This is a genomic window from Vibrio sp. J383 (assembly GCF_023503985.1).
GTDB classification, from domain to species: Bacteria; Pseudomonadota; Gammaproteobacteria; order Enterobacterales; family Vibrionaceae; genus Vibrio; species Vibrio splendidus.
In genome coordinates this window covers 223,345-243,740 of the sequence record NZ_CP097293.1, presented here as the reverse complement: position 1 = coordinate 243,740, position 20,396 = coordinate 223,345, and the positions used below count along the sequence as shown (strand labels likewise).

Annotated in this window: 16 protein-coding genes, 5 tRNA genes, 3 rRNA genes and 1 riboswitch; of the genes, 18 read left to right on the top strand and 6 right to left on the bottom strand. The window is 46.3% G+C overall.

Annotation, left to right across the window (positions count from 1 at the left end; translation table 11 throughout):
• Positions 1–40: 40 nt before the first annotated feature.
• The 3 genes from rsmB to def form a co-directional block, all read right to left on the bottom strand.
• Positions 41–1,321: a 16S rRNA (cytosine(967)-C(5))-methyltransferase RsmB gene (gene rsmB, locus M4S28_RS01145; RefSeq protein WP_017077320.1), complete on the bottom strand. Its 1,281-nt coding sequence runs from the start codon at positions 1,319–1,321 to the stop codon at positions 41–43.
• A 119-nt stretch (positions 1,322–1,440) separates the two neighbouring features.
• Entirely contained in the window at positions 1,441–2,406 is a 966-nt protein-coding gene (fmt, locus tag M4S28_RS01140; protein ID WP_054548305.1) for a methionyl-tRNA formyltransferase, read from the bottom strand.
• A gap of 38 nt (positions 2,407–2,444) precedes the next feature.
• The gene (def, locus tag M4S28_RS01135; RefSeq protein ID WP_004735769.1) at positions 2,445–2,957 is read right to left on the bottom strand and encodes a peptide deformylase; all 513 of its coding nucleotides are present in this window, start codon (positions 2,955–2,957) and stop codon (positions 2,445–2,447) included.
• Between the two features lie 140 nt (positions 2,958–3,097).
• Between def and M4S28_RS01130 the strand changes: the two genes are divergently transcribed.
• The 4 genes from M4S28_RS01130 to M4S28_RS01115 are packed head-to-tail and all read left to right on the top strand — an operon-like array spanning position 3,098 to position 6,360.
• Positions 3,098–4,189, top strand: coding sequence for a LysM peptidoglycan-binding domain-containing protein (locus M4S28_RS01130; protein ID WP_249632164.1), 1,092 nt, complete (start codon positions 3,098–3,100; stop codon positions 4,187–4,189).
• Positions 4,186–5,298 carry a DNA-processing protein DprA gene (dprA, locus tag M4S28_RS01125; protein WP_249632163.1) on the top strand — a complete coding sequence of 371 codons (1,113 nt, stop codon included), beginning with the start codon at positions 4,186–4,188 and terminating at the stop codon, positions 5,296–5,298. The genes M4S28_RS01130 and dprA overlap by 4 nt, the downstream gene beginning before the upstream one ends.
• Positions 5,299–5,301: 3 nt before the next feature.
• Complete coding sequence (locus M4S28_RS01120; protein WP_004735774.1) at positions 5,302–5,778, top strand: DUF494 family protein; 477 nt, start codon at positions 5,302–5,304, stop codon at positions 5,776–5,778.
• 12 nt (positions 5,779–5,790) lie between these two features.
• Positions 5,791–6,360, top strand: a complete 570-nt coding sequence (locus M4S28_RS01115; protein WP_249632162.1) for a DNA topoisomerase family protein — start codon at positions 5,791–5,793, stop codon at positions 6,358–6,360.
• Positions 6,361–6,448: 88 nt separating this feature from the next.
• On the opposite strand, the gene M4S28_RS01110 is transcribed toward M4S28_RS01115, so the two are convergent.
• Both M4S28_RS01110 and purE read right to left on the bottom strand, forming a co-directional pair.
• Complete coding sequence (locus tag M4S28_RS01110; RefSeq protein WP_249632161.1) at positions 6,449–7,579, bottom strand: 5-(carboxyamino)imidazole ribonucleotide synthase; 1,131 nt, start codon at positions 7,577–7,579, stop codon at positions 6,449–6,451.
• A 5-nt stretch (positions 7,580–7,584) separates the two neighbouring features.
• Complete coding sequence (purE, locus tag M4S28_RS01105; protein WP_102491186.1) at positions 7,585–8,070, bottom strand: 5-(carboxyamino)imidazole ribonucleotide mutase; 486 nt, start codon at positions 8,068–8,070, stop codon at positions 7,585–7,587.
• A 195-nt stretch (positions 8,071–8,265) separates the two neighbouring features.
• Between purE and tsaC the strand changes: the two genes are divergently transcribed.
• The 4 genes from tsaC to M4S28_RS01085 all read left to right on the top strand — a co-directional run bounded on the left by tsaC (position 8,266) and on the right by M4S28_RS01085 (position 10,948).
• Positions 8,266–8,823: an L-threonylcarbamoyladenylate synthase type 1 TsaC gene (tsaC, locus tag M4S28_RS01100; protein WP_249632160.1), complete on the top strand. Its 558-nt coding sequence runs from the start codon at positions 8,266–8,268 to the stop codon at positions 8,821–8,823.
• 19 nt (positions 8,824–8,842) lie between these two features.
• Positions 8,843–9,760 carry an oxygen-dependent coproporphyrinogen oxidase gene (gene hemF, locus M4S28_RS01095; RefSeq protein WP_249632159.1) on the top strand — a complete coding sequence of 306 codons (918 nt, stop codon included), beginning with the start codon at positions 8,843–8,845 and terminating at the stop codon, positions 9,758–9,760.
• Between the two features lie 70 nt (positions 9,761–9,830).
• Complete coding sequence (aroE, locus tag M4S28_RS01090) at positions 9,831–10,661, top strand: shikimate dehydrogenase (RefSeq protein ID WP_249632158.1); 831 nt, start codon at positions 9,831–9,833, stop codon at positions 10,659–10,661.
• 17 nt (positions 10,662–10,678) lie between these two features.
• On the top strand, positions 10,679–10,948 hold the full coding sequence (locus M4S28_RS01085) for a DUF1488 family protein (protein ID WP_017081754.1): 270 nt from the start codon (positions 10,679–10,681) through the stop codon (positions 10,946–10,948).
• Here M4S28_RS01085 and M4S28_RS01080 read toward each other — a convergent pair.
• Positions 10,945–11,490 carry a gamma carbonic anhydrase family protein gene (locus M4S28_RS01080; protein ID WP_249632157.1) on the bottom strand — a complete coding sequence of 182 codons (546 nt, stop codon included), beginning with the start codon at positions 11,488–11,490 and terminating at the stop codon, positions 10,945–10,947. The two genes, M4S28_RS01085 and M4S28_RS01080, sit on opposite strands and share 4 nt — an antisense overlap.
• Before the next feature lie 584 nt (positions 11,491–12,074).
• Between M4S28_RS01080 and M4S28_RS01075 the strand changes: the two genes are divergently transcribed.
• The 10 genes from M4S28_RS01075 to crcB all read left to right on the top strand — a co-directional run bounded on the left by M4S28_RS01075 (position 12,075) and on the right by crcB (position 20,118).
• A 16S ribosomal RNA gene (locus tag M4S28_RS01075) occupies positions 12,075–13,629 on the top strand.
• Positions 13,630–13,751: 122 nt separating this feature from the next.
• Positions 13,752–13,827 (top strand) — tRNA-Glu (locus M4S28_RS01070).
• 2 nt (positions 13,828–13,829) lie between these two features.
• Positions 13,830–13,905: transfer RNA gene (locus tag M4S28_RS01065), tRNA-Lys, on the top strand.
• 32 nt (positions 13,906–13,937) lie between these two features.
• A tRNA-Val gene (locus M4S28_RS01060) sits at positions 13,938–14,013 on the top strand.
• A gap of 391 nt (positions 14,014–14,404) precedes the next feature.
• Positions 14,405–17,298: ribosomal RNA gene (locus M4S28_RS01055) — 23S ribosomal RNA — on the top strand.
• Between the two features lie 97 nt (positions 17,299–17,395).
• Positions 17,396–17,511 (top strand): 5S ribosomal RNA (rrf, locus tag M4S28_RS01050).
• Together the 16S, 23S and 5S rRNA genes with 5 tRNA genes alongside form the textbook arrangement of a ribosomal RNA operon.
• A gap of 67 nt (positions 17,512–17,578) precedes the next feature.
• Positions 17,579–17,655: transfer RNA gene (locus M4S28_RS01045), tRNA-Asp, on the top strand.
• 60 nt (positions 17,656–17,715) lie between these two features.
• Positions 17,716–17,792, top strand: a tRNA-Trp gene (locus M4S28_RS01040).
• A 459-nt stretch (positions 17,793–18,251) separates the two neighbouring features.
• On the top strand, positions 18,252–19,634 hold the full coding sequence (locus tag M4S28_RS01035; RefSeq protein WP_249632156.1) for a multicopper oxidase family protein: 1,383 nt from the start codon (positions 18,252–18,254) through the stop codon (positions 19,632–19,634).
• A gap of 100 nt (positions 19,635–19,734) precedes the next feature.
• The gene (crcB, locus tag M4S28_RS01030) at positions 19,735–20,118 is read left to right on the top strand and encodes a fluoride efflux transporter CrcB (RefSeq protein WP_004736665.1); all 384 of its coding nucleotides are present in this window, start codon (positions 19,735–19,737) and stop codon (positions 20,116–20,118) included.
• A 62-nt stretch (positions 20,119–20,180) separates the two neighbouring features.
• Positions 20,181–20,279: riboswitch (TPP riboswitch) on the top strand.
• The last annotated feature ends 117 nt before the right edge of the window (positions 20,280–20,396 follow it).

Sequence of the window (20,396 nt, the reverse complement as noted above, 5' to 3'; positions counted from 1 at the left end):
AACAGCGGCTAAGAAATAAATTCTTAGCCGCTGTTAGTTGTTATGCCTGTTTTACTAGAACTGCGTAGTAGAAGCCATCCATATCTTCTTCACCTGGCAGTATTTGACGACCCGGTTTTTCGATATCAGACCCAACTAGCGTTGCGTTCTCGGTGCGCTCTAAGAATGCTTTCACTTGCAGCACGTTTTCTTGCGGCGTGATAGAACATGTCGCATAAACCATGGTGCCGCCTTCTTTTAGCTGGCGCCACATTGCATCCAAAATCTCACTTTGCAGCTCTGCTAGTGCATCAATATCAGATGCACGGCGTAGCCACTTAATGTCAGGGTGACGGCGGATTACACCCGTCGCTGAACACGGAGCATCAAGTAGGATGCGGTCAAACTGACTGCCTGTCCACCACTCTTCAGGGTAGCGAGCATCACCACAGATTACGTCGGCACGCAGTTGTAGGCGTTCAAGGTTATCGTAAACGCGGTCTAGGCGTTTAATATCACTGTCGATTGCAACCACTTCAGTGTCTTGAGTATGTTCAAGAATGTGTGCAGTTTTACCACCAGGTGCTGCGCAGCAATCTAGGATTAGCTCACCATCTTTTGGTGTTAGGAAATCAACGGAAAGCTGAGCTGCAGCATCTTGCACCGATACCCAGCCTCTGTCGAAGCCAGGAAGCAAAGTAACGTCACAAGGTGAGGCTAATTTTATGGCATCAGCTGCTTCAGGGTGCAGTGTGTATTCAATGTTTTCGTTTTTAAGCAGTTCAACATACTCGTCACGAGTGTGGTGTTGGCGGTTTACGCGCAGCCACATTGGTGCCTTGTTATTGTTTGCTTCAACCAATTGCTCCCACTGATCTGGGTAGCTCTCTTGAAGCATTTTTAGAATCCAGCTTGGATGGCTGTATTTGCCCGCATTGTGGCTAACGGCTTTCTCGTCTAGTTCTTCTTGATCGCGCAGATAGCTGCGAAGTACGGCATTGATCAAACCACTGAGGCTTGGGCCACGCAGTGTTTTGGTTGCTTCAACTGTTTCAGCAACGGCTGCATGCGAAGGAATTCGCATAAAGCCCAACTGATAAATGCCTACTAAGATCAGGTGATGGAAGACGCGCTTTTTACCTTTAAGCGAGTTTTCCATCAGTTCGTTAGCGATTGACTCTAAGCGAGGCAGGTAACGAAGTGCGCCGTAGCAAATCTCTTGCAGTAGAGCATGGTCTCGCGGACGGATCGTTTTTTGAGCCGCAGGGAGAGCGTGTGAAAGAGAGTGGCCTTTATCGACAACTTGGAATAGGACATTTGCAGCAGCAGCGCGAACATTCATGAGGGGTACCGAATATTTATTTGAATACATGAGGGCATCTCTGCCCTCGTAAAGGTTTTCTAAACTGTGTTTTTATAAGCTACACATTTCTAAGTTCATATTGAGTAGCTTTAAAGCGGTTAAGAAAGTTGAGTACCAACTTCAAACCAGCTTGCACGTGAGTTCAAGATGTCTTGAACTGACATGGCTTTTTTACCTGGAACTTGCAGTTGTTCCAAAACCAGTACTTTGTCGCCAGTCGCAACATAGATACCCGTTTTATCTGCTTTGATGATTGAACCAGTTGGCGCAGACGTTGATTCTTGGTCAACACGTGTCTGCCAAACTTTAATGCTTTTTTCATCATTAGAGCTGCTATCAACAACCGCAAAGTGGCTCATTGGCCATGGATTGAAAGCGCGCACACAACGTTCGATGTGTTCTGCACTGTCATTCCAATCAATTTTAGCTTCGTCTTTGCTCAGCTTCTTCGCGTAGTTAGCAAGCTCGTCATCTTGCTTTTCAGCAACGGCTTTACCAGAAGCGATGTCAGCTAAACATTCAACAAGAGCATCAGGGCCAAGGCCAGCTAACTTCTCGTACATTGACGCACTAGTATCTGTCGCTTCGATTGGCAGCGTTGCGATGCTTAGCATATCACCGGTATCTAGGCCGATATCCATCTGCATGATCGTCACACCTGTCTCTTTATCACCCGCCCAGATAGAGCGTTGAATCGGAGCAGCACCACGCCAGCGTGGCAGGATTGAACCATGCACGTTGATACAACCTAAGCGAGGTGTATCTAATACAGCTTGTGGAAGAAGCAAGCCGTAAGCGACAACAACCATGATGTCAGCATTCAAATCTGCTAGCTCTTGCTTAGCTTCATCTGACTTGAAATTTTCTGGTTGGTAAACCGGAATATTGTTTTCAAGTGCGATGTTTTTTACTGGGCTCGCTGTCAGTTTTTTACCGCGGCCTGCTGGACGATCTGGCTGTGTGTAAACAGCAATAACTTCATGCTCCGAAGACAACAACGCCGCCAAATGACGGGCGGCGAAATCCGGAGTACCTGCGAAGACAATTCTTAAAGATTGACTCAAGGTAGACTTCCTTCTTAATTTAGTAATAGCAGCGGTTATTAACCTTGTTTCTCGTTGAAACGTTTAATCTTCGCTAGCTTATCTTGAATACGTTTGCGCTTTAGTGGCGATAGGTAATCAACAAACAACTTGCCTTCTAGGTGGTCAAGTTCGTGCTGAACACAGATAGCCAGAAGGTCGTCAGCGTCGAATGTGAATTCGTTGCCTTCACGGTCTAATGCTTTAACCGTTACTTCTGCAGCGCGAGGGACTAGAGCTCGAGCGCCTGGTACAGATAGACAGCCTTCTTCGATACCATCTTCGCCACGTTTGTCGGTAATTTCAGGGTTGATCAGAACCATAGGCTCGTCACGTGTTTCTGAAATATCGATAACAACGATGCGCTGGTGGAAATCTACTTGCGTTGCAGCAAGGCCGATACCTTCTTCGTCGTACATGGTTTCAATCATGTCATCAACGAACTTTTGAATCTCTGGGGTAACTTCTTTTACCGGTTTCGCCACGGTACGTAGACGATCATCTGGTAATGTTAATACTTGTAATACAGACATATACACTCGAAATATTGAACTGTGCCGAAACAGCTTAAACCTTGTTGGCTCAATTCTAGACATTTTAGAGGTCAAATGACAGCATCCTGAAGTTAATTCTCTAATCAGATGTCATATATTCAGACCAAGGAACCTAGGTCATGCGTCATTTTTCTCCCACTTTTTCTCTTATTTGTGCCTCGCTTTCGTTCGCCGTTATGGCTGAAAATAGTGAGCAACCTTTAACCATTAAACAAGGCGCACCCGAGGCGTATGTGGTGGTTAAGGGGGATACCTTATGGGATATCTCCGCGATGTATCTCGATAGCCCTTGGTTGTGGCCAAGGCTATGGCAGGTAAACCCTGAAATAGAAAACCCTCACCTTATTTACCCCGGAGATAAATTGTCTCTGGTTTGGATTAATGGCGAGCCTGTGTTGAGCCTTAAGCCTGTAATTAAACTGAGCCCTAAGATTCGCGTCTCTGAGAAAAAAGCGGTGCCTACCGTTAATGAGGGGTTGGTTCTGCCGTATCTGCAATCTGACCGTTTGGTTGAGCAGCAAGATATTCAGTCAGCGCAACGAGTGTTGGGGACAAGTGATGGCAAACGCTTCTTATCGGGTGAAGACCGATTGTTTATTTCGGGAAACCAGCAGCATCAAAAATGGGGTATCTACCGTGCCGTCGAGACTTATCAACGACAACAACATCAAGCGAGTATTACCTCTTTGCGTTTGGTCGCCACGGCGCGTTTGAAAGAGGTGGATGCTGAGTTCAGTAGTTTACAGATAGAGACTCAACTGCAAGAGGTGTTACTTAATGACCTCGTGTTACCAGAACTTGGCATTGCTCAGGTGAAGCTCTCAACCACATTTTATCCAGCGCCTAGTGCTGCGGGGCAGTTTGCTAATATCTTGGGTTCATTAGATGGCAGCCAATACAGTGCAAAGAATCAAGTGGTCGTTATTAATAAAGGCTCACGGGACAATCTTCGCCAAGGCTCTATGTTTACCCTGAGCGAAAGCGGCGCTGTGGTGTTTGGTAAGCAAGGCGAATACAGCTACAAAGAGTCTGCGGCGAGCGATAAGGTGCAATTGCCAAGTACCTCACTCGGTAGCTTGATGGTCATTCGTCCTTACGAATATTTTAGCCTCGCGTTGATTACTCAGAGTTCAAAACCGGTTAGCAATGATATTCTGGCGGTATCGCCTTTGGCTCTGGCTTTGAAGGAAGAAGCTAAGGGCACCGAGTGAATGAACAACAACTGAGTGCTTGGCTAACTCTAAGTTTTGTTCCGCAATTGGGTGGCAAGCGCCTTTCTCGACTGCTGAGCATTGATTCCCCTTCGAATATTGTTGATTACTCAAGTCAGCAACTGCAAGCGCTTGGTTTGTCTGCCAAGCAAATTACCTATCTAAGAGAGCAAGCCCCAAGAGAAGTGGAGGCTTGCCTAGAGTGGCAAGCAAGACAACCCAACCATCACATCATTACCCCGAATTGCTCGCATTATCCCAAACTGCTGAATGAGACCGCCTCCGCGCCAAGCGTGCTTTTCGTTAAAGGTCACGTTGAAAAACTGATTGAGCCTCAAATCGCTATGGTCGGCAGTCGTAATGCCAGTCTCGAAGGGTTGCAAACCGCGAAGTCCTTCGCCAAAGAGTTCGTCCAAAACGGTTTGATTGTCACCAGTGGCTTAGCGCTCGGTATCGATGGCTATGCTCATGATGGTGCTCTAGATAAAGGAGGGGAAACTTTTGCTGTATTGGGTTCGGGTTTGGATTCAATTTATCCTGCGCGACACAGAAATTTAGCCGATAGGATCTGTGAAAATGGCGCATTGATTTCAGAGTTTCGCCCAAGTGCCAAACCACGACCTGAACATTTCCCTCGCCGTAACCGTATAATAAGTGGGTTATCGCTCGGAACCTTGGTGGTTGAAGCGGCTGAGAAAAGTGGTTCTTTGATTACAGCTCGTTATGCCATGGAGCAAGGCCGAGAGGTGTTTGCGCTTCCTGGCTCTATTCATAACCCAACCAGTCGAGGAGGTAATAGCTTAATCAAAGCTGGAGCATGTTTGGTACAGAGTGCACAAGATGTTCTGATTGAAATAAAGAGTCTGTTAGACTGGTCTATCGATCAGCAACCCAGCTTGTTCGAACCTACGCCCAGTATGGGGGAAAATGAACAATTGCCATTTCCACAGCTGTTAGCTAACGTAGGGTTAGAGGCGACACCCGTTGATATTTTGGCACAGAGAACCCATATACCTGTGCATGAGGTCATGATGCAGCTTTTAGAGCTTGAGCTCTCAGGGCATGTTGTTGCAGTTTCCGGTGGCTATATTCGAAAGGGGAGAGGCTAAGCTATGATGATGGACATACTGATGTACTTGTTTGAAACCTACATCCATAGCGATTCTGAATTGCAGGTGGATCAAGATGAGCTGGAAGATGAGCTTCTTCGAGCAGGGTTTCACCAAGATGATATTTATAAGGCCCTCCATTGGTTAGAAGATCTTGCGGCATTGCAAGATACTGAGAATCAAGCGGCGATTACTATGTGTTCCAATACCTCGATGCGTATTTATACCAGTCGAGAGATTTCACGTATTAATATGGAGTGCCGAGGTTTCTTATTGTTCCTTGAACAGATCAACGTACTCACGACAGAGATTCGTGAAATGGTGATTGATCGTGTGATGGGGCTTGAGACGAGCGAATTTGAATTGGATGATCTGAAATGGATTATCTTAATGGTGCTGTTTAATGTGCCGGGTAATGAAAGTGCTTACACGCAAATGGAAGAGCTGTTGTACACCAAAGAGCAAGGTATCTTGCATTAATACAGGCTTGTCATGAGTAGTAAGATTGATCATCAGCTTTTTTCAGCACATGAACATGCATTAGAGCATGAACCATGTCCACAGTGTGGTGGAGAGCTTCAGCTTCGCCATGGTAAGCACGGCCCATTTTTAGGCTGTAAGCAGTATCCGAGCTGTGATTACATCAAGCCTCTACATCAAAACGATGGTCACGTAGTGAAAGAGCTGGGTGTACCGTGTCCTAAATGCCAAAACGAACTGGTATTAAGGCAAGGTCGCTTTGGTATGTTCATTGGTTGTAGTAGCTACCCAGCGTGTAATCACATCGAATCTTTGGACCAACCAAAAGAACAACCTGAAGAGCAGCCACTTGTTGCTTGTCCTGAGTGTGGCAGAGGTCATTTGGTTGAGCGTAAATCTCGCTATGGCAAAACCTTCTATGCGTGCGATAACTATCCTAAGTGTAAGTTCGCCGTTAATCAGCCACCTGTTATTGGTCGTTGTGAACAGTGTCAATTCCCACTGTTGCTGGAGAAGAAAACGGCCAATGGTACTAAGAAGCAATGTGCTGATCGCAAGTGTCATCACATTCAATCTCAATAACTCGATATTATAGACACAAAAAAACGGCGCTCACTGAGCGCCGTTTTTATATCCAATGAACTTTTTATATCAATAAGCCAATGTAGGCTTACTGCATTTGCTCAGCAAACTCATGCACAGCAGGGTAGGCTTGCTTATCAAGAATGTCTGCCAGTGAGCACAACGCTCTTTGCAGCTCTGCGTTGTAGTCAGCGCTCACGTTAATGTGGCCCATCTTACGACCTGCACGCTTCTCTTTGCCATACCAATGAACATGACAGCCACCTTGAGCCAGAATAGCCTCAGGTAGGGTATCTTCACCAAGAATGTTGATCATTGCGGTTGGGCGAATCAGTTTAGTACTGCCTAGTGGCATACCGCACACAGCACGTAGGTGGTTCTCAAACTGACAAGTTTCAGCGCCTTGCTGTGTCCAGTGGCCAGAGTTATGAACACGTGGTGCAATTTCGTTAACCAGCAGTGAACCTTTAACATCAAAGAACTCTAACGCTAGCACGCCAACGTAATCCAAACGTTCTGCAACAGCGGTGAACATGGTTTTCGCTTGCTCTTGCAGTTCAATGTCATCAATCGCTGTCGATAAGCTCAACACGCCGTCGGTGTGAACATTTTCAGCCAGTGGGTACACTTGAATCTCGCCATTAGCGCCACGAGCACCAACCAGTGATACTTCGCGATCAAACGGAACGAACTCTTCAGCCACAATAGCTTGGTTGTCTGTTGCGGCGATGCACTCGGCCATTTCTGCCCAAGTCGCGTCAACATTGTCTAATGTTTTTAAGCGCCATTGACCTTTGCCATCGTAGCCGCCAAGTGTGCTCTTCAATACCATTGGTAAGCCAACGTGAGCGATCGCAGCGTCAAAGTCTTCGCGAGAGTTAATCTCGTAGTACTTAGCATTTTTCACGCTTGCTTCGTCTAACAGGGCTTTTTCAAGGCGACGGTCACCGCCAGCTTTGATTGCTTCTGTTGTCGGTAAAAACTTACCGCTGCGCTCACATACCTCAAGAACATCGTGAGGGATATGTTCGAATTCAGCAGTAATGACGTCCGCACGCTCAATCGCATTGTCTAAGCCGTTGCCTAGAATCGCTTGCGTTAATGGGTGAACAATATTTTTGCTGCCAACATCAAAAGCAGAAATTTCAATATTCAGCGGCGCCCCAGCTAGGGACATCATGCGAGCAAGTTGGCCCGCGCCTAACACAAGAACATGCATGGGAATTAGTCCTCAGCAGGGTTTGGATTAGCCAGAACCGTTTCTGTTTGCTCAGAGCGGAACGCTTCTACTTTTGCCATCACTTCTTCATTGTGAGTACCAATGATTTGAGCTGCTAAGATACCAGCATTGGCAGCGCCAGCTTCACCGATAGCCAAAGTACCTACCGCAATGCCTTTTGGCATCTGTACGATAGAAAGCAGAGAATCCATGCCCTTCAGTGCTTTAGACTGAACAGGAACACCTAAAACAGGTACGCTTGTGAAAGCTGCAGCCATGCCCGGAAGATGCGCAGCACCGCCAGCACCAGCAATAATCACTTTAATACCGCGCTCTTTCGCACTGGTTGCGTAATCAGCAAGCAACTGAGGTGTGCGGTGAGCAGAAACCACTTTTGTTTCGTACGCCACGCCAAACTGATTCAACATTTCTGCAGCTAGCTTCATTGTTGGCCAATCAGATTTAGAACCCATGATAATACCGACAGTCATCTCAAACTCCTTCAGGTACGATTTAATTAGTGATTAGATATTTTGCGCGCATTATACGGGTAAAATTGCTTAAGGAAAACGTTTGCGTCAGTCTAAGTTGTTAATTGATACATTTTATAAACAAATAGCTTTAGTCACAGTGAATGATAATTTGTACACTTAGCGAGTTCGATAACAGAATTAATGAGGCAACCCTTGGATAACTTTCAACATACTTTGCAGGCATTACAACAAGGTGAAGTCATTGCTTACCCGACTGAAGGCGTTTTTGGGGTCGGTTGTGATCCCGATAATCCACAAGCCGTTAAGAAATTGCTCGATTTAAAACAGCGGCCGATGGAGAAAGGGTTGATCCTAATTGCAGCGAGTTACGAGCAGTTGCTGCCCTATATTGACGAAAGCCAGTTGACGGAAGCGCAGTTAGCGACCGTAAAAGCAACATGGCCGGGACCAGTGACTTGGATAATGCCAACCAGCAGTAAAGTAACTGACTGGGTCAGTGGCCAATTTGAATCCATCGCGGTGCGAGTGACGGATCACCCTTTAGTTCAAAGAATGTGTAATGAATTCGGTAAGCCGTTAACCTCGACCAGTGCTAACCTGACAGGTGAACCGCCTTGTATGACGACTGAAGAAGTTCAACAGCAACTGGGTCAACATTTGGTGGCTATTTTAGAAGGTCAAACGGGTGGTCGTGAGAAGCCAAGCGAAATTAGAGATGCAAAAACGTCGAAAATATTAAGACAGGGTTAAACCCTGCAAAGGAAGTAAGATGTCAGCAATTGATAAAGAAGCAGTAAAGCAGTTTTTACTGAGCCTACAAGATTCGATTTGCCAACAGCTTGAACAAGCTGATGGTGCAGCACTGTTTGAAGAAGATGCATGGCAGCGTGAACCTGGCGAGCGCCTTGGTGGCGGTGGTCGAACTCGTGTGATGACCAACGGTGCGATATTTGAGCAAGGCGGTGTTAACTTTTCTCATGTCACTGGTAAGGCTATGCCTGCCTCTGCAACCGCTCACCGTCCTGAATTAGCCGGACGTAAGTTTGAAGCGATGGGTGTCTCATTAGTTATCCACCCTAAAAACCCATACATCCCAACCTCACACGCGAACGTACGATTCTTTATTGCCGAAAAGGAAGGGGAAGATCCTATCTGGTGGTTCGGTGGTGGTTTTGATTTAACGCCATTCTATCCTGTCGATGAAGATTGCCAATCTTGGCATCAAACTGCTAAAGACCTGTGTGCACCATTTGGTGATGACGTTTACCAAGAACACAAAGAGTGGTGTGATAAGTACTTCTATCTACCTCACCGTGATGAAACACGTGGTGTTGGAGGTCTGTTCTTTGATGACTTAAACGAGTGGGGCTTTGAAAAGAGTTTCGCTTATATGCAGGCGGTCGGTGAAGGTTTTGCAGCCGCATATTTACCAATTGTAGAACGACGCAAAGAGACACCTTATGGTGAACGTGAGCGTGATTTCCAGCTTTATCGTCGTGGTCGCTATGTTGAATTTAACTTAGTCTATGACCGTGGCACCCTATTTGGTCTACAAAGTGGTGGTCGCACAGAATCAATATTAATGTCGATGCCGCCATTGGCTCGTTGGGAATATCGCTATGAACCACAAGCAGGCTCACCAGAAGCTCTGCTTTATAGTGACTACCTAAAACCTCGAGTTTGGTAGTTCTTCCTTCCTTATAGTGATAGGGTCATCTATATAGATGACCTTTTTATTATTTCTGTTAGGTAAGGATATGACACAGCAAGTAGATCGTTATGCCGTTTTCGGTAACCCTATTGGGCAAAGCAAATCGCCATTCATTCACACATTATTTGCTCGCCAAACCAGCCAACAACTTACCTATACAGCACTCCAGCCAGAACAAGGTGAATTCATCACTGCTGCTCAAGCTTTTTTTAGTGAAGGTGGTAGAGGGTGTAATGTCACTGCGCCATTTAAAGAAGATGCTTATCAGTTCGCTAGTCGCCTGACTGAAAGAGCTGAACTAGCAGGTGCTGTAAACACACTTAAGAAGCTCGATGATGGAGAGATCATTGGTGATAACACCGATGGTGAGGGTTTAGTTCAAGACCTTCTTCAACATCAAGTTGTGCTCGAAGGGGCTCGCGTTCTTCTGCTTGGTGCTGGTGGTGCTGCTCGAGGAGTGATTCAACCTCTACTCGACCAAAAGCCACAACAGTTGGTCGTCGCTAATCGAACCAGTTCAAAGGCTGAACTTCTGGCTGAGATGTTTTCTTTGCATGGCAATATCAAGGGGGTGGGGCTAAGTGATGTTAATGAGGGCTTTGATGTCATTATTAACTCTACTTCGTCTGGTCTAAGCGGGCAGCTTCCTGAAGTGTCTGATGCTATTTTCAATTCTAATAGCGCCGTTTATGACATGGTTTACGGATCTGGAACCACAGTATTTAATCAATGGGCATTAGATAACGGTGTTCATGCTGCTTATGATGGTTTGGGTATGCTAGTGGGGCAGGCAGCAGAGAGCTTTATGCTGTGGCGTGGCCTTCGCCCAGGAACAAAACAGATTTTAAGAGAATTACGTAGAAATTTAGAGATGTAACAAGGTAATTATAAAAAATGAATCAATCAATTCTATTTCCGGATATCCAAGATTGGGATGAAGCAAGTCAATCTATCACCTTCCCAGCACAACAGTCGGGTGCATTGATCGAATGTGTCTTATCTATTGAAGAATTATCACGATTGGCAGGTAAAGAGATAGAAGAGGGCGATCAAGCTTTAGTTATCTTTTCAGAGTTACGTTTCGATATTGAAGAGCTAGCGGAAGAGTTAATAGAAGAAGAGGAGTATGACTCCTCTAATCGGATTCAGATCAAAGCGCTTTAAACTGGAAGCACAGAGTCTAGATAGTCGTTTTTATTCTGAACATAGTTGTCAGCTGACTTCTGTAAAAAGGCACGCTCCTTAATATTTAATGGGCGTGCTTGTTTTACCGGGCTTCCTACATAGAGATAACCGCTCTCAAGTACCTTGTTCGGTGGCACTAAGCTACCAGCACCAATCATCACATCTTCTTTAATAACCACGCCATCCAACACGATAGCTCCCATACCAACAAGTACACGATCTTCAATCGTGCAGCCATGCAGCATTACTTTATGGCCGATAGTGACATCATTACCTATTAATAGCGGGTAACCCTCAGGGTTTTCTGCATTCTTATGGGTGACGTGCAAAACGCTGCCGTCTTGGATATTCGTTCTATCTCCAATATGAATGTGGTTCACATCTCCTCGAGCTGCAACCAAAGGCCACACGCTAGAGTCGTCACCGATTTTGATATCCCCGACCAGCACCGAACTTGTATCTATATAGACACCTTGTCCAATCTGAGGGGATATTCCTTTATAACTGCGCATTGAACTCATAAATCCTCCTTTATATAGGCACCTTAAGCCCTTAATTAAGGGGAATACTAGTGAAAATGGGGTGCTTTGAACAAAAAACGCTCGAACAATCAAAAAAGTAAGAAAAACTTCAAAAAGGGCTTGCCAGTGTGATCGAAATCTCTATAATGCGACCTCGTTGAAACGGGAAGGCTTCGTAAGAAACCAAAACGAATCAGCAGGTCAAATTAGCCAAGCTAAGCGCTTGAAAAAAGTTTTGAAAATAGTGGTTGACACTAAAACTTAAATCGCTAAAATGGCCGTCCGATTTGAGCGAAGCTCAAAAAGGAAAAGCTCTTTAACAATTTAAACCTATCAATCTGTGTGGGCACTCGTTGATGAATATCAAAACGTTTTATCGTTAGATAAAACAGATTCTTCGGAATCAAAATTGATTTCAATGAACTGAGTGACCAATACAAATAACTTCGGTTATTTGGCACAGTCAATTCATTACCATTCTGTTGGAATGGTAATAGCTTTAGAATTACATGTTCATCAATCTTTTTCGAAAGAGCGAATGAATATTAGTTTTGAAGTCAGTATTCGTTGAGTCACAAAATCTTAAATTGAAGAGTTTGATCATGGCTCAGATTGAACGCTGGCGGCAGGCCTAACACATGCAAGTCGAGCGGAAACGACAACATTGAATCTTCGGAGGATTTGTTGGGCGTCGAGCGGCGGACGGGTGAGTAATGCCTAGGAAATTGCCTTGATGTGGGGGATAACCATTGGAAACGATGGCTAATACCGCATAATGCCTACGGGCCAAAGAGGGGGATCTTCGGACCTCTCGCGTCAAGATATGCCTAGGTGGGATTAGCTAGTTGGTGAGGTAATGGCTCACCAAGGCAACGATCCCTAGCTGGTCTGAGAGGATGATCAGCCACACTGGAACTGAGACACGGTCCAGACTCCTACGGGAGGCAGCAGTGGGGAATATTGCACAATGGGCGAAAGCCTGATGCAGCCATGCCGCGTGTATGAAGAAGGCCTTCGGGTTGTAAAGTACTTTCAGTTGTGAGGAAGGGGGTAACGTTAATAGCGTTATCTCTTGACGTTAGCAACAGAAGAAGCACCGGCTAACTCCGTGCCAGCAGCCGCGGTAATACGGAGGGTGCGAGCGTTAATCGGAATTACTGGGCGTAAAGCGCATGCAGGTGGTTCATTAAGTCAGATGTGAAAGCCCGGGGCTCAACCTCGGAACTGCATTTGAAACTGGTGAACTAGAGTGCTGTAGAGGGGGGTAGAATTTCAGGTGTAGCGGTGAAATGCGTAGAGATCTGAAGGAATACCAGTGGCGAAGGCGGCCCCCTGGACAGACACTGACACTCAGATGCGAAAGCGTGGGGAGCAAACAGGATTAGATACCCTGGTAGTCCACGCCGTAAACGATGTCTACTTGGAGGTTGTGGCCTTGAGCCGTGGCTTTCGGAGCTAACGCGTTAAGTAGACCGCCTGGGGAGTACGGTCGCAAGATTAAAACTCAAATGAATTGACGGGGGCCCGCACAAGCGGTGGAGCATGTGGTTTAATTCGATGCAACGCGAAGAACCTTACCTACTCTTGACATCCAGAGAAGCCAGCGGAGACGCAGGTGTGCCTTCGGGAGCTCTGAGACAGGTGCTGCATGGCTGTCGTCAGCTCGTGTTGTGAAATGTTGGGTTAAGTCCCGCAACGAGCGCAACCCTTATCCTTGTTTGCCAGCGAGTAATGTCGGGAACTCCAGGGAGACTGCCGGTGATAAACCGGAGGAAGGTGGGGACGACGTCAAGTCATCATGGCCCTTACGAGTAGGGCTACACACGTGCTACAATGGCGCATACAGAGGGCAGCAAGCTAGCGATAGTGAGCGAATCCCAAAAAGTGCGTCGTAGTCCGGATTGGAGTCTGCAACTCGACTCCATGAAGTCGGAATCGCTAGTAATCGTGAATCAGAATGTCACGGTGAATACGTTCCCGGGCCTTGTACACACCGCCCGTCACACCATGGGAGTGGGCTGCAAAAGAAGTGGGTAGTTTAACCTTTCGGGGAGGACGCTCACCACTTTGTGGTTCATGACTGGGGTGAAGTCGTAACAAGGTAGCCCTAGGGGAACCTGGGGCTGGATCACCTCCTTATACGAAGATACTTACGATGAGTGTCCACACAGATTGATTAGGTTTAGAAAAGCAAAGAGATGAAGAACTCCCAAGTTCTTCGAAGTTTGTTTCTACTTTTTAAAGTGGAGATAAATTGCAGTGTCCCGTTCGTCTAGAGGCCTAGGACACCGCCCTTTCACGGCGGTAACAGGGGTTCGACTCCCCTACGGGATACCATTGGGTCGTTAGCTCAGTTGGTAGAGCAGTTGACTTTTAATCAATTGGTCGCAGGTTCGAATCCTGCACGACCCACCATTCTTTCTCCGCGAAGGAATTAAAACTATCGTGGGCGATTAGCTCAGTTGGGAGAGCACCTGCCTTACAAGCAGGGGGTCACTGGTTCGAGCCCGGTATCGCCCACCATTCTCTAAAAATTCTTGGTTATCTTCATATCCAAACCACTTCTTTTGTCGTTGGTTGGTATGTTTGACCCTGAGAGTCTTTAGAAAATGAACTTCACAAGAAGTCTCATTGCTCTTTAACAATTTGGAAAGCTGACTGATTGATTACTTACGAGTAATTCAATCAAATTTAAAAGTTCTCAATGTTTATCTTTCATTAGATAAACACAACAAACACATTCAAGTGTCTTGTATTCGAATCAATGTTTACATTGATTCACAATTGAGTCCGGCAAACAGTCATTGAGAATTAACCCTTCTTAATGACAACCAAAAACCTTGGTTAGTTGCCATACGCTTATTTGTCTTCACTTTTTAAAGTGAAAGCAAATAGAAACCCTTTCGGGTTGTATGGTTAAGTGACTAAGCGTACACGGTGGATGCCTTGGCAGTCAGAGGCGATGAAAGGCGTAATAACTTGCGATAAGCCCAGATTAGGTAGTAATAACCTTTTGAGTCTGGGATTCCTGAATGGGGAAACCCACTTACATAAGTAAGTATCCTGTTGTGAATACATAGCAACAGGAGGCAAACCGGGGGAACTGAAACATCTAAGTACCCCGAGGAAGAGAAATCAACCGAGATTCCGAAAGTAGCGGCGAGCGAAATTGGATTAGCCCTTAAGCTTTTAATGATGCAGGTGAAGAGTCTGGAAAGTCTCGCAATAAAGGGTGATAGCCCCGTAACCGACACATCATAATCAGTGAAATCGAGTAGGGCGGGACACGTGATATCCTGTCTGAATATGGGGGGACCATCCTCCAAGGCTAAATACTACTGACTGACCGATAGTGAACCAGTACCGTGAGGGAAAGGCGAAAAGAACCCCTGTGAGGGGAGTGAAATAGAACCTGAAACCGTGTACGTACAAGCAGTAGGAGCACCTTCGTGGTGTGACTGCGTACCTTTTGTATAATGGGTCAGCGACTTAATTTTAGTAGCAAGGTTAACCGTTTAGGGGAGCCGTAGGGAAACCGAGTCTTAACTGGGCGTACAGTTGCTAGGATTAGACCCGAAACCAGGTGATCTAGCCATGGGCAGGTTGAAGGTTGAGTAACATCAACTGGAGGACCGAACCGACTAATGTTGAAAAATTAGCGGATGACTTGTGGCTAGGGGTGAAAGGCCAATCAAACCTGGAGATAGCTGGTTCTCCCCGAAAGCTATTTAGGTAGCGCCTCGGACGAATACTACTGGGGGTAGAGCACTGTTAAGGCTAGGGGGTCATCCCGACTTACCAACCCTTTGCAAACTCCGAATACCAGTAAGTACTATCCGGGAGACACACGGCGGGTGCTAACGTCCGTCGTGGAGAGGGAAACAACCCAGACCGCCAGCTAAGGTCCCAAAGTATAGCTAAGTGGGAAACGATGTGGGAAGGCTCAGACAGCCAGGATGTTGGCTTAGAAGCAGCCATCATTTAAAGAAAGCGTAATAGCTCACTGGTCGAGTCGGCCTGCGCGGAAGATGTAACGGGGCTAAGCTATACACCGAAGCTGCGGCTACGTACCTTAGGGTATGTGGGGTAGGGGAGCGTTCTGTAAGCCGTTGAAGGTGGTCTGTAAGGGCTGCTGGAGGTATCAGAAGTGCGAATGCTGACATGAGTAACGATAAAGGGAGTGAAAAACTCCCTCGCCGGAAGACCAAGGGTTCCTGTCCAACGTTAATCGGGGCAGGGTAAGTCGACTCCTAAGGCGAGGCCGAAAGGCGTAGTCGATGGGAAACGGGTTAATATTCCCGTACTTCTTACAATTGCGATGGGGGGACGGAGAAGGCTAGGTGGGCCTGGCGACGGTTGTCCAGGTTCAAGTACGTAGGCGGAAAGTTTAGGTAAATCCGGACTTTCATTAACGCTGAGATACGATGTCGAGCTACTACGGTAGTGAAGTCATTGATGCCATGCTTCCAGGAAAAGCCTCTAAGCTTCAGATTGTAAGGAATCGTACCCCAAACCGACACAGGTGGTCGGGTAGAGAATACCAAGGCGCTTGAGAGAACTCGGGTGAAGGAACTAGGCAAAATGGTACCGTAACTTCGGGAGAAGGTACGCTCTTATCAGTGAAGTCCCTTGCGGATGGAGCAGACGAGAGTCGCAGATACCAGGTGGCTGCAACTGTTTATTAAAAACACAGCACTGTGCAAAATCGTAAGATGACGTATACGGTGTGACGCCTGCCCGGTGCCGGAAGGTTAATTGATGGGGTTAGTCTTCGGACGAAGCTCTTGATCGAAGCCCCGGTAAACGGCGGCCGTAACTATAACGGTCCTAAGGTAGCGAAATTCCTTGTCGGGTAAGTTCCGACCTGCACGAATGGCGTAATGATGGCCACGCTGTCTCCACCCGAGACTCAGTGAAATTGAAATCGCTGTGAAGATGCAGTGTACCCGCGGCTAGACGGAAAGACCCCGTGAACCTTTACTACAGCTTGGCACTGAACATTGAACCTACATGTGTAGGATAGGTGGGAGACTATGAAATTGCGTCGCTAGATGTGATGGAGTCGTCCTTGAAATACCACCCTTGTAGTTTTGATGTTCTAACGTTGGTCCCTGAATCGGGATTACGGACAGTGCCTGGTGGGTAGTTTGACTGGGGCGGTCTCCTCCCAAAGAGTAACGGAGGAGCACGAAGGTGGGCTAAACACGGTTGGACATCGTGTGGTTAGTGCAATGGCATAAGCCCGCTTGACTGCGAGAATGACAATTCGAGCAGGTGCGAAAGCAGGTCATAGTGATCCGGTGGTTCTGAATGGAAGGGCCATCGCTCAACGGATAAAAGGTACTCCGGGGATAACAGGCTGATACCGCCCAAGAGTTCATATCGACGGCGGTGTTTGGCACCTCGATGTCGGCTCATCACATCCTGGGGCTGAAGTCGGTCCCAAGGGTATGGCTGTTCGCCATTTAAAGTGGTACGCGAGCTGGGTTTAGAACGTCGTGAGACAGTTCGGTCCCTATCTGCCGTGGGCGTTGGAAAATTGAAAGGGGCTGCTCCTAGTACGAGAGGACCGGAGTGGACGAACCTCTGGTGTTCGGGTTGTCATGCCAATGGCATTGCCCGGTAGCTAAGTTCGGAATCGATAACCGCTGAAAGCATCTAAGCGGGAAGCGAGCCTTGAGATGAGTTTTCCCTGGCACTATAAGTGTCCTAAAGGGTTGTCGTAGACTACGACGTTGATAGGCAGGGTGTGTAAGTGCTGCGAGGCATTGAGCTAACCTGTACTAATTGCCCGTGAGGCTTAACCATACAACACCCAAGGGGTTTTGTGGACTCAGATGTACCAGACCTTGAATGCGTTTGAAGAGAAATACTTTTAGATAAGCTTTCCGAATTTTAAAATTTGCTTGGCGACCATAGCATTGTGGACCCACCTGATTCCATGCCGAACTCAGAAGTGAAACACAATAGCGCCGATGGTAGTGTGGGGTTTCCCCATGTGAGAGTAGGACATCGCCAGGCTTTAAATTAAATCTTTAGGTTGACCGACCTGGAGATATGGACGCTCACTTAGTGAGTTGACCACTGCGGAGTGGTAGTTCAGTTGGTTAGAATACCGGCCTGTCACGCCGGGGGTCGCGGGTTCGAGTCCCGTCCACTCCGCCACTTATTCGATAACCTCGCCTAGTGCGAGGTTTTTTCGAATCTGAAGTAATAAAAAGTTTTAGGGGTGTAGCTCCAATTGGCAGAGCAGCGGATTCCAAATCCGCGTGTTGGGAGTTCGAATCTCTCCACCCCTGCCATATACGAAGCCTCAGCAGAAATGCTGAGGCTTTTTTGTATCTATTGCTTCTACGAAACAATGTCGTGAGCTGGAATGCCAGCCTGCCGGCTCAGTCCACCCCTGTCATATATAAGGCTCCAGACTACGCGTCCCGGCAGAAATGTTGGAGCCTTTTTACTAGCTTCTACTTATTAATGGTTTCACTTAATTCTTCTAGTTTGGATATGCTGATATTAGAACCATAACGCTTCCTTAATATCTGAATAGCTAGTCGAAGGGGGAGGTCTTTTAGCTTTCTATATGTGGAATATTTAAGCTGTCACTTCTTGCCTTGGATGATATTTGACCATAGAAGGGTTAGTGCTTACTTATCCCAGCCTCTTTTATAAATAATCAACAGCACAATCCCCACTTCTTTATGAGAATTATTCTCAATATTTTGTTACATTTTGGTCGTTATTACTAAAAGGCAACAAATATGGATATCTCCCGTCGTAAGTTTATTCAATCATCTCTCGCTATATCAGTACTCACTGTTCTACCCGCTTGCTCAATTAACCGGTCAGTTGATGAGCAAGGAAAGTATGTTTATGACTTAACTGCAGAACCTTCAACAGCTGAGTTGGTGACGGGATTTAATACCAATGTTTTAGCCTTTAATGGGCAGATCCCTGCTCCGACAATTCGATGTCGACAGGGTGAAAAGGTCACGATCCGCTTTACGAATAAGCTATCAGAGCCGACGACTATTCATTGGCATGGTTTAAGAATTCCTATCGAAATGGATGGGGTCCCCTTCTTAAGTCAGCCACCGATCATGCCAGGTGAAACATTCATTTATGAGTTTACGCCGCCAGATGCTGGCACATTTTGGTATCACCCACATATGAATAGTGTCAAGCAGCTTGGTATGGGCTTAGTTGGTCTTATTATCGTAGAAGAGAATATTCCAGTGCAGTTTGATGAAGAGTATGCACTGATGCTTAAGCATTGGCACATCGATAAACAGGGTCAATGGAAAGACTTAATGATTCCACGACTTAGTGCTCGTATGGGTACTCCAGGAGAGTGGAGTAGCGTCAATGGTGTTCATGAACCTGTATACCAATTAAAGCAGCACGCAACGACTCGACTGCGTATCGCGAATGTCGATAATACGATCACTTATCCTATTGCTGTCGAAGGGGCTGAGGCATGGGTGATTGCCATTGATGGTAATCCTGTAAAGACGCCATATAAACTGACTCAACATAAAATCGGCCCAGGGATGCGCGTGGATATTGGACTGATAGCGCCCAAAGTAGGCGAGCGAGTTAATGTTCTTCAAATGAAGGGCCGCTTTCCTTTCTCTTTATGTGAGTTCGAGGTAGTAGATTCCCCCCTTACTGAAGGGCGTTTATTGCCATTGTTGCCTCTTAACCCTGTACCTAATCTAGATCTTGCTAATGCTGAAGAGATCGATTTTGTGTTCGAGTGGGAAGGTGCGGTATCACCAGTTTCTAAAGATGGGAAATCGATGCCTAAGTTTTGGCTTACTAATAAAAGAGCATGGGAAGGAATGAGCAAAGACAATATTCCTGAACCGTTGACGACTTTAGAGTTAGGTAAGACTTACATATTCGATCTAAAGAACGTCACCCAATACCATCACCCGATCCATATTCACGGTCATACATTCACTGTATTGGAACTTGATGGGAAGAAAGTTGAAGAGCCTTTCCATACCGATACAGTGTTACTTGGAAAAAACGGCCGAGCTAAAGCTGCATTTGTTGCGGATAACCCTGGCCGCTGGATGTACCACTGTCATGTTATAGAACACATGAAAACCGGTTTAATGGGATATATTGAAGTTAAGTGACACCTGTAACTTTTAATATTTGCGCATGCATTCTTAGTTTCTACCCTCGCTTTTATCGGCGGTAAAGCTAGAATATAGAGACTATTGTTTGGGAGGATTCATGGGTCAGTTATCTATTTTAGGTTTTATTGCCATTGGTGGCGCATTTGGTGCTTGTTCGCGTTATTTGATTTCAGAGTTATGTGTGGTGATGCTAGGGCGTGGTTTTCCTTATGGTACGCTGACTGTTAACGTAATTGGTTCTTTGATTATGGGATTGCTCATCGCCGCGTTTGAAAACGAGATGGTCGCGACGGAACCGTGGAGACAAATTATCGGTCTTGGTTTCCTAGGAGCACTGACTACATTTTCTACGTTTTCTATGGATAACGTACTTCTTATGCAGCAGGGCGCTTTCTTTAAGATGGGACTCAATGTGCTACTCAACGTGGTACTCAGTATTTCAGCCGCATGGATCGGCTTCCAACTTTTGATAAAGTCTTAAAACTTTCTTACGATTTGTTAACAACTCGGCTTGGTTTATCCAAGCCGTTTTTATATACTCGATCGAACTTGTCGGAGTGCCATATGGCTGAGACCGTTAACTCGGGATCCGTTGAACCTGATCAGGCTAATACCTGCGAAGGGAACAAGAGTAGATATCTAACTAGAATCCTTCTAGAGATCTATCTCCAGATCACAACTGTATTTCTTACCGTGATCCCTCTTGTAGCATCTAATCCGTCAAGCATTTTTATCCCTATAAATAATGGCTAAAAGCCA

Bases quoted from the DNA above. Each gene is read 5' to 3' on its own strand.
- M4S28_RS01115 (WP_249632162.1), top strand. From the start codon at position 5,791: ATGAGTAGTAAGATTGATCATCAGCTTTTTTCAGCACATGAACATGCA.
- rsmB (WP_017077320.1), bottom strand. From the start codon at position 1,321: ATGAATGTTCGCGCTGCTGCTGCAAATGTCCTATTCCAAGTTGTCGAT.
- def (WP_004735769.1), bottom strand. From the start codon at position 2,957: ATGTCTGTATTACAAGTATTAACATTACCAGATGATCGTCTACGTACC.
- M4S28_RS01130 (WP_249632164.1), top strand. From the start codon at position 3,098: ATGCGTCATTTTTCTCCCACTTTTTCTCTTATTTGTGCCTCGCTTTCG.
- M4S28_RS01080 (WP_249632157.1), bottom strand. From the start codon at position 11,490: ATGAGTTCAATGCGCAGTTATAAAGGAATATCCCCTCAGATTGGACAA.
- hemF (WP_249632159.1), top strand. From the start codon at position 8,843: ATGTCAGCAATTGATAAAGAAGCAGTAAAGCAGTTTTTACTGAGCCTA.
- aroE (WP_249632158.1), top strand. From the start codon at position 9,831: ATGACACAGCAAGTAGATCGTTATGCCGTTTTCGGTAACCCTATTGGG.
- M4S28_RS01120 (WP_004735774.1), top strand. From the start codon at position 5,302: ATGATGATGGACATACTGATGTACTTGTTTGAAACCTACATCCATAGC.
- M4S28_RS01035 (WP_249632156.1), top strand. From the start codon at position 18,252: ATGGATATCTCCCGTCGTAAGTTTATTCAATCATCTCTCGCTATATCA.
- M4S28_RS01110 (WP_249632161.1), bottom strand. From the start codon at position 7,579: ATGCATGTTCTTGTGTTAGGCGCGGGCCAACTTGCTCGCATGATGTCC.
- purE (WP_102491186.1), bottom strand. From the start codon at position 8,070: ATGACTGTCGGTATTATCATGGGTTCTAAATCTGATTGGCCAACAATG.
- crcB (WP_004736665.1), top strand. From the start codon at position 19,735: ATGGGTCAGTTATCTATTTTAGGTTTTATTGCCATTGGTGGCGCATTT.
- M4S28_RS01085 (WP_017081754.1), top strand. From the start codon at position 10,679: ATGAATCAATCAATTCTATTTCCGGATATCCAAGATTGGGATGAAGCA.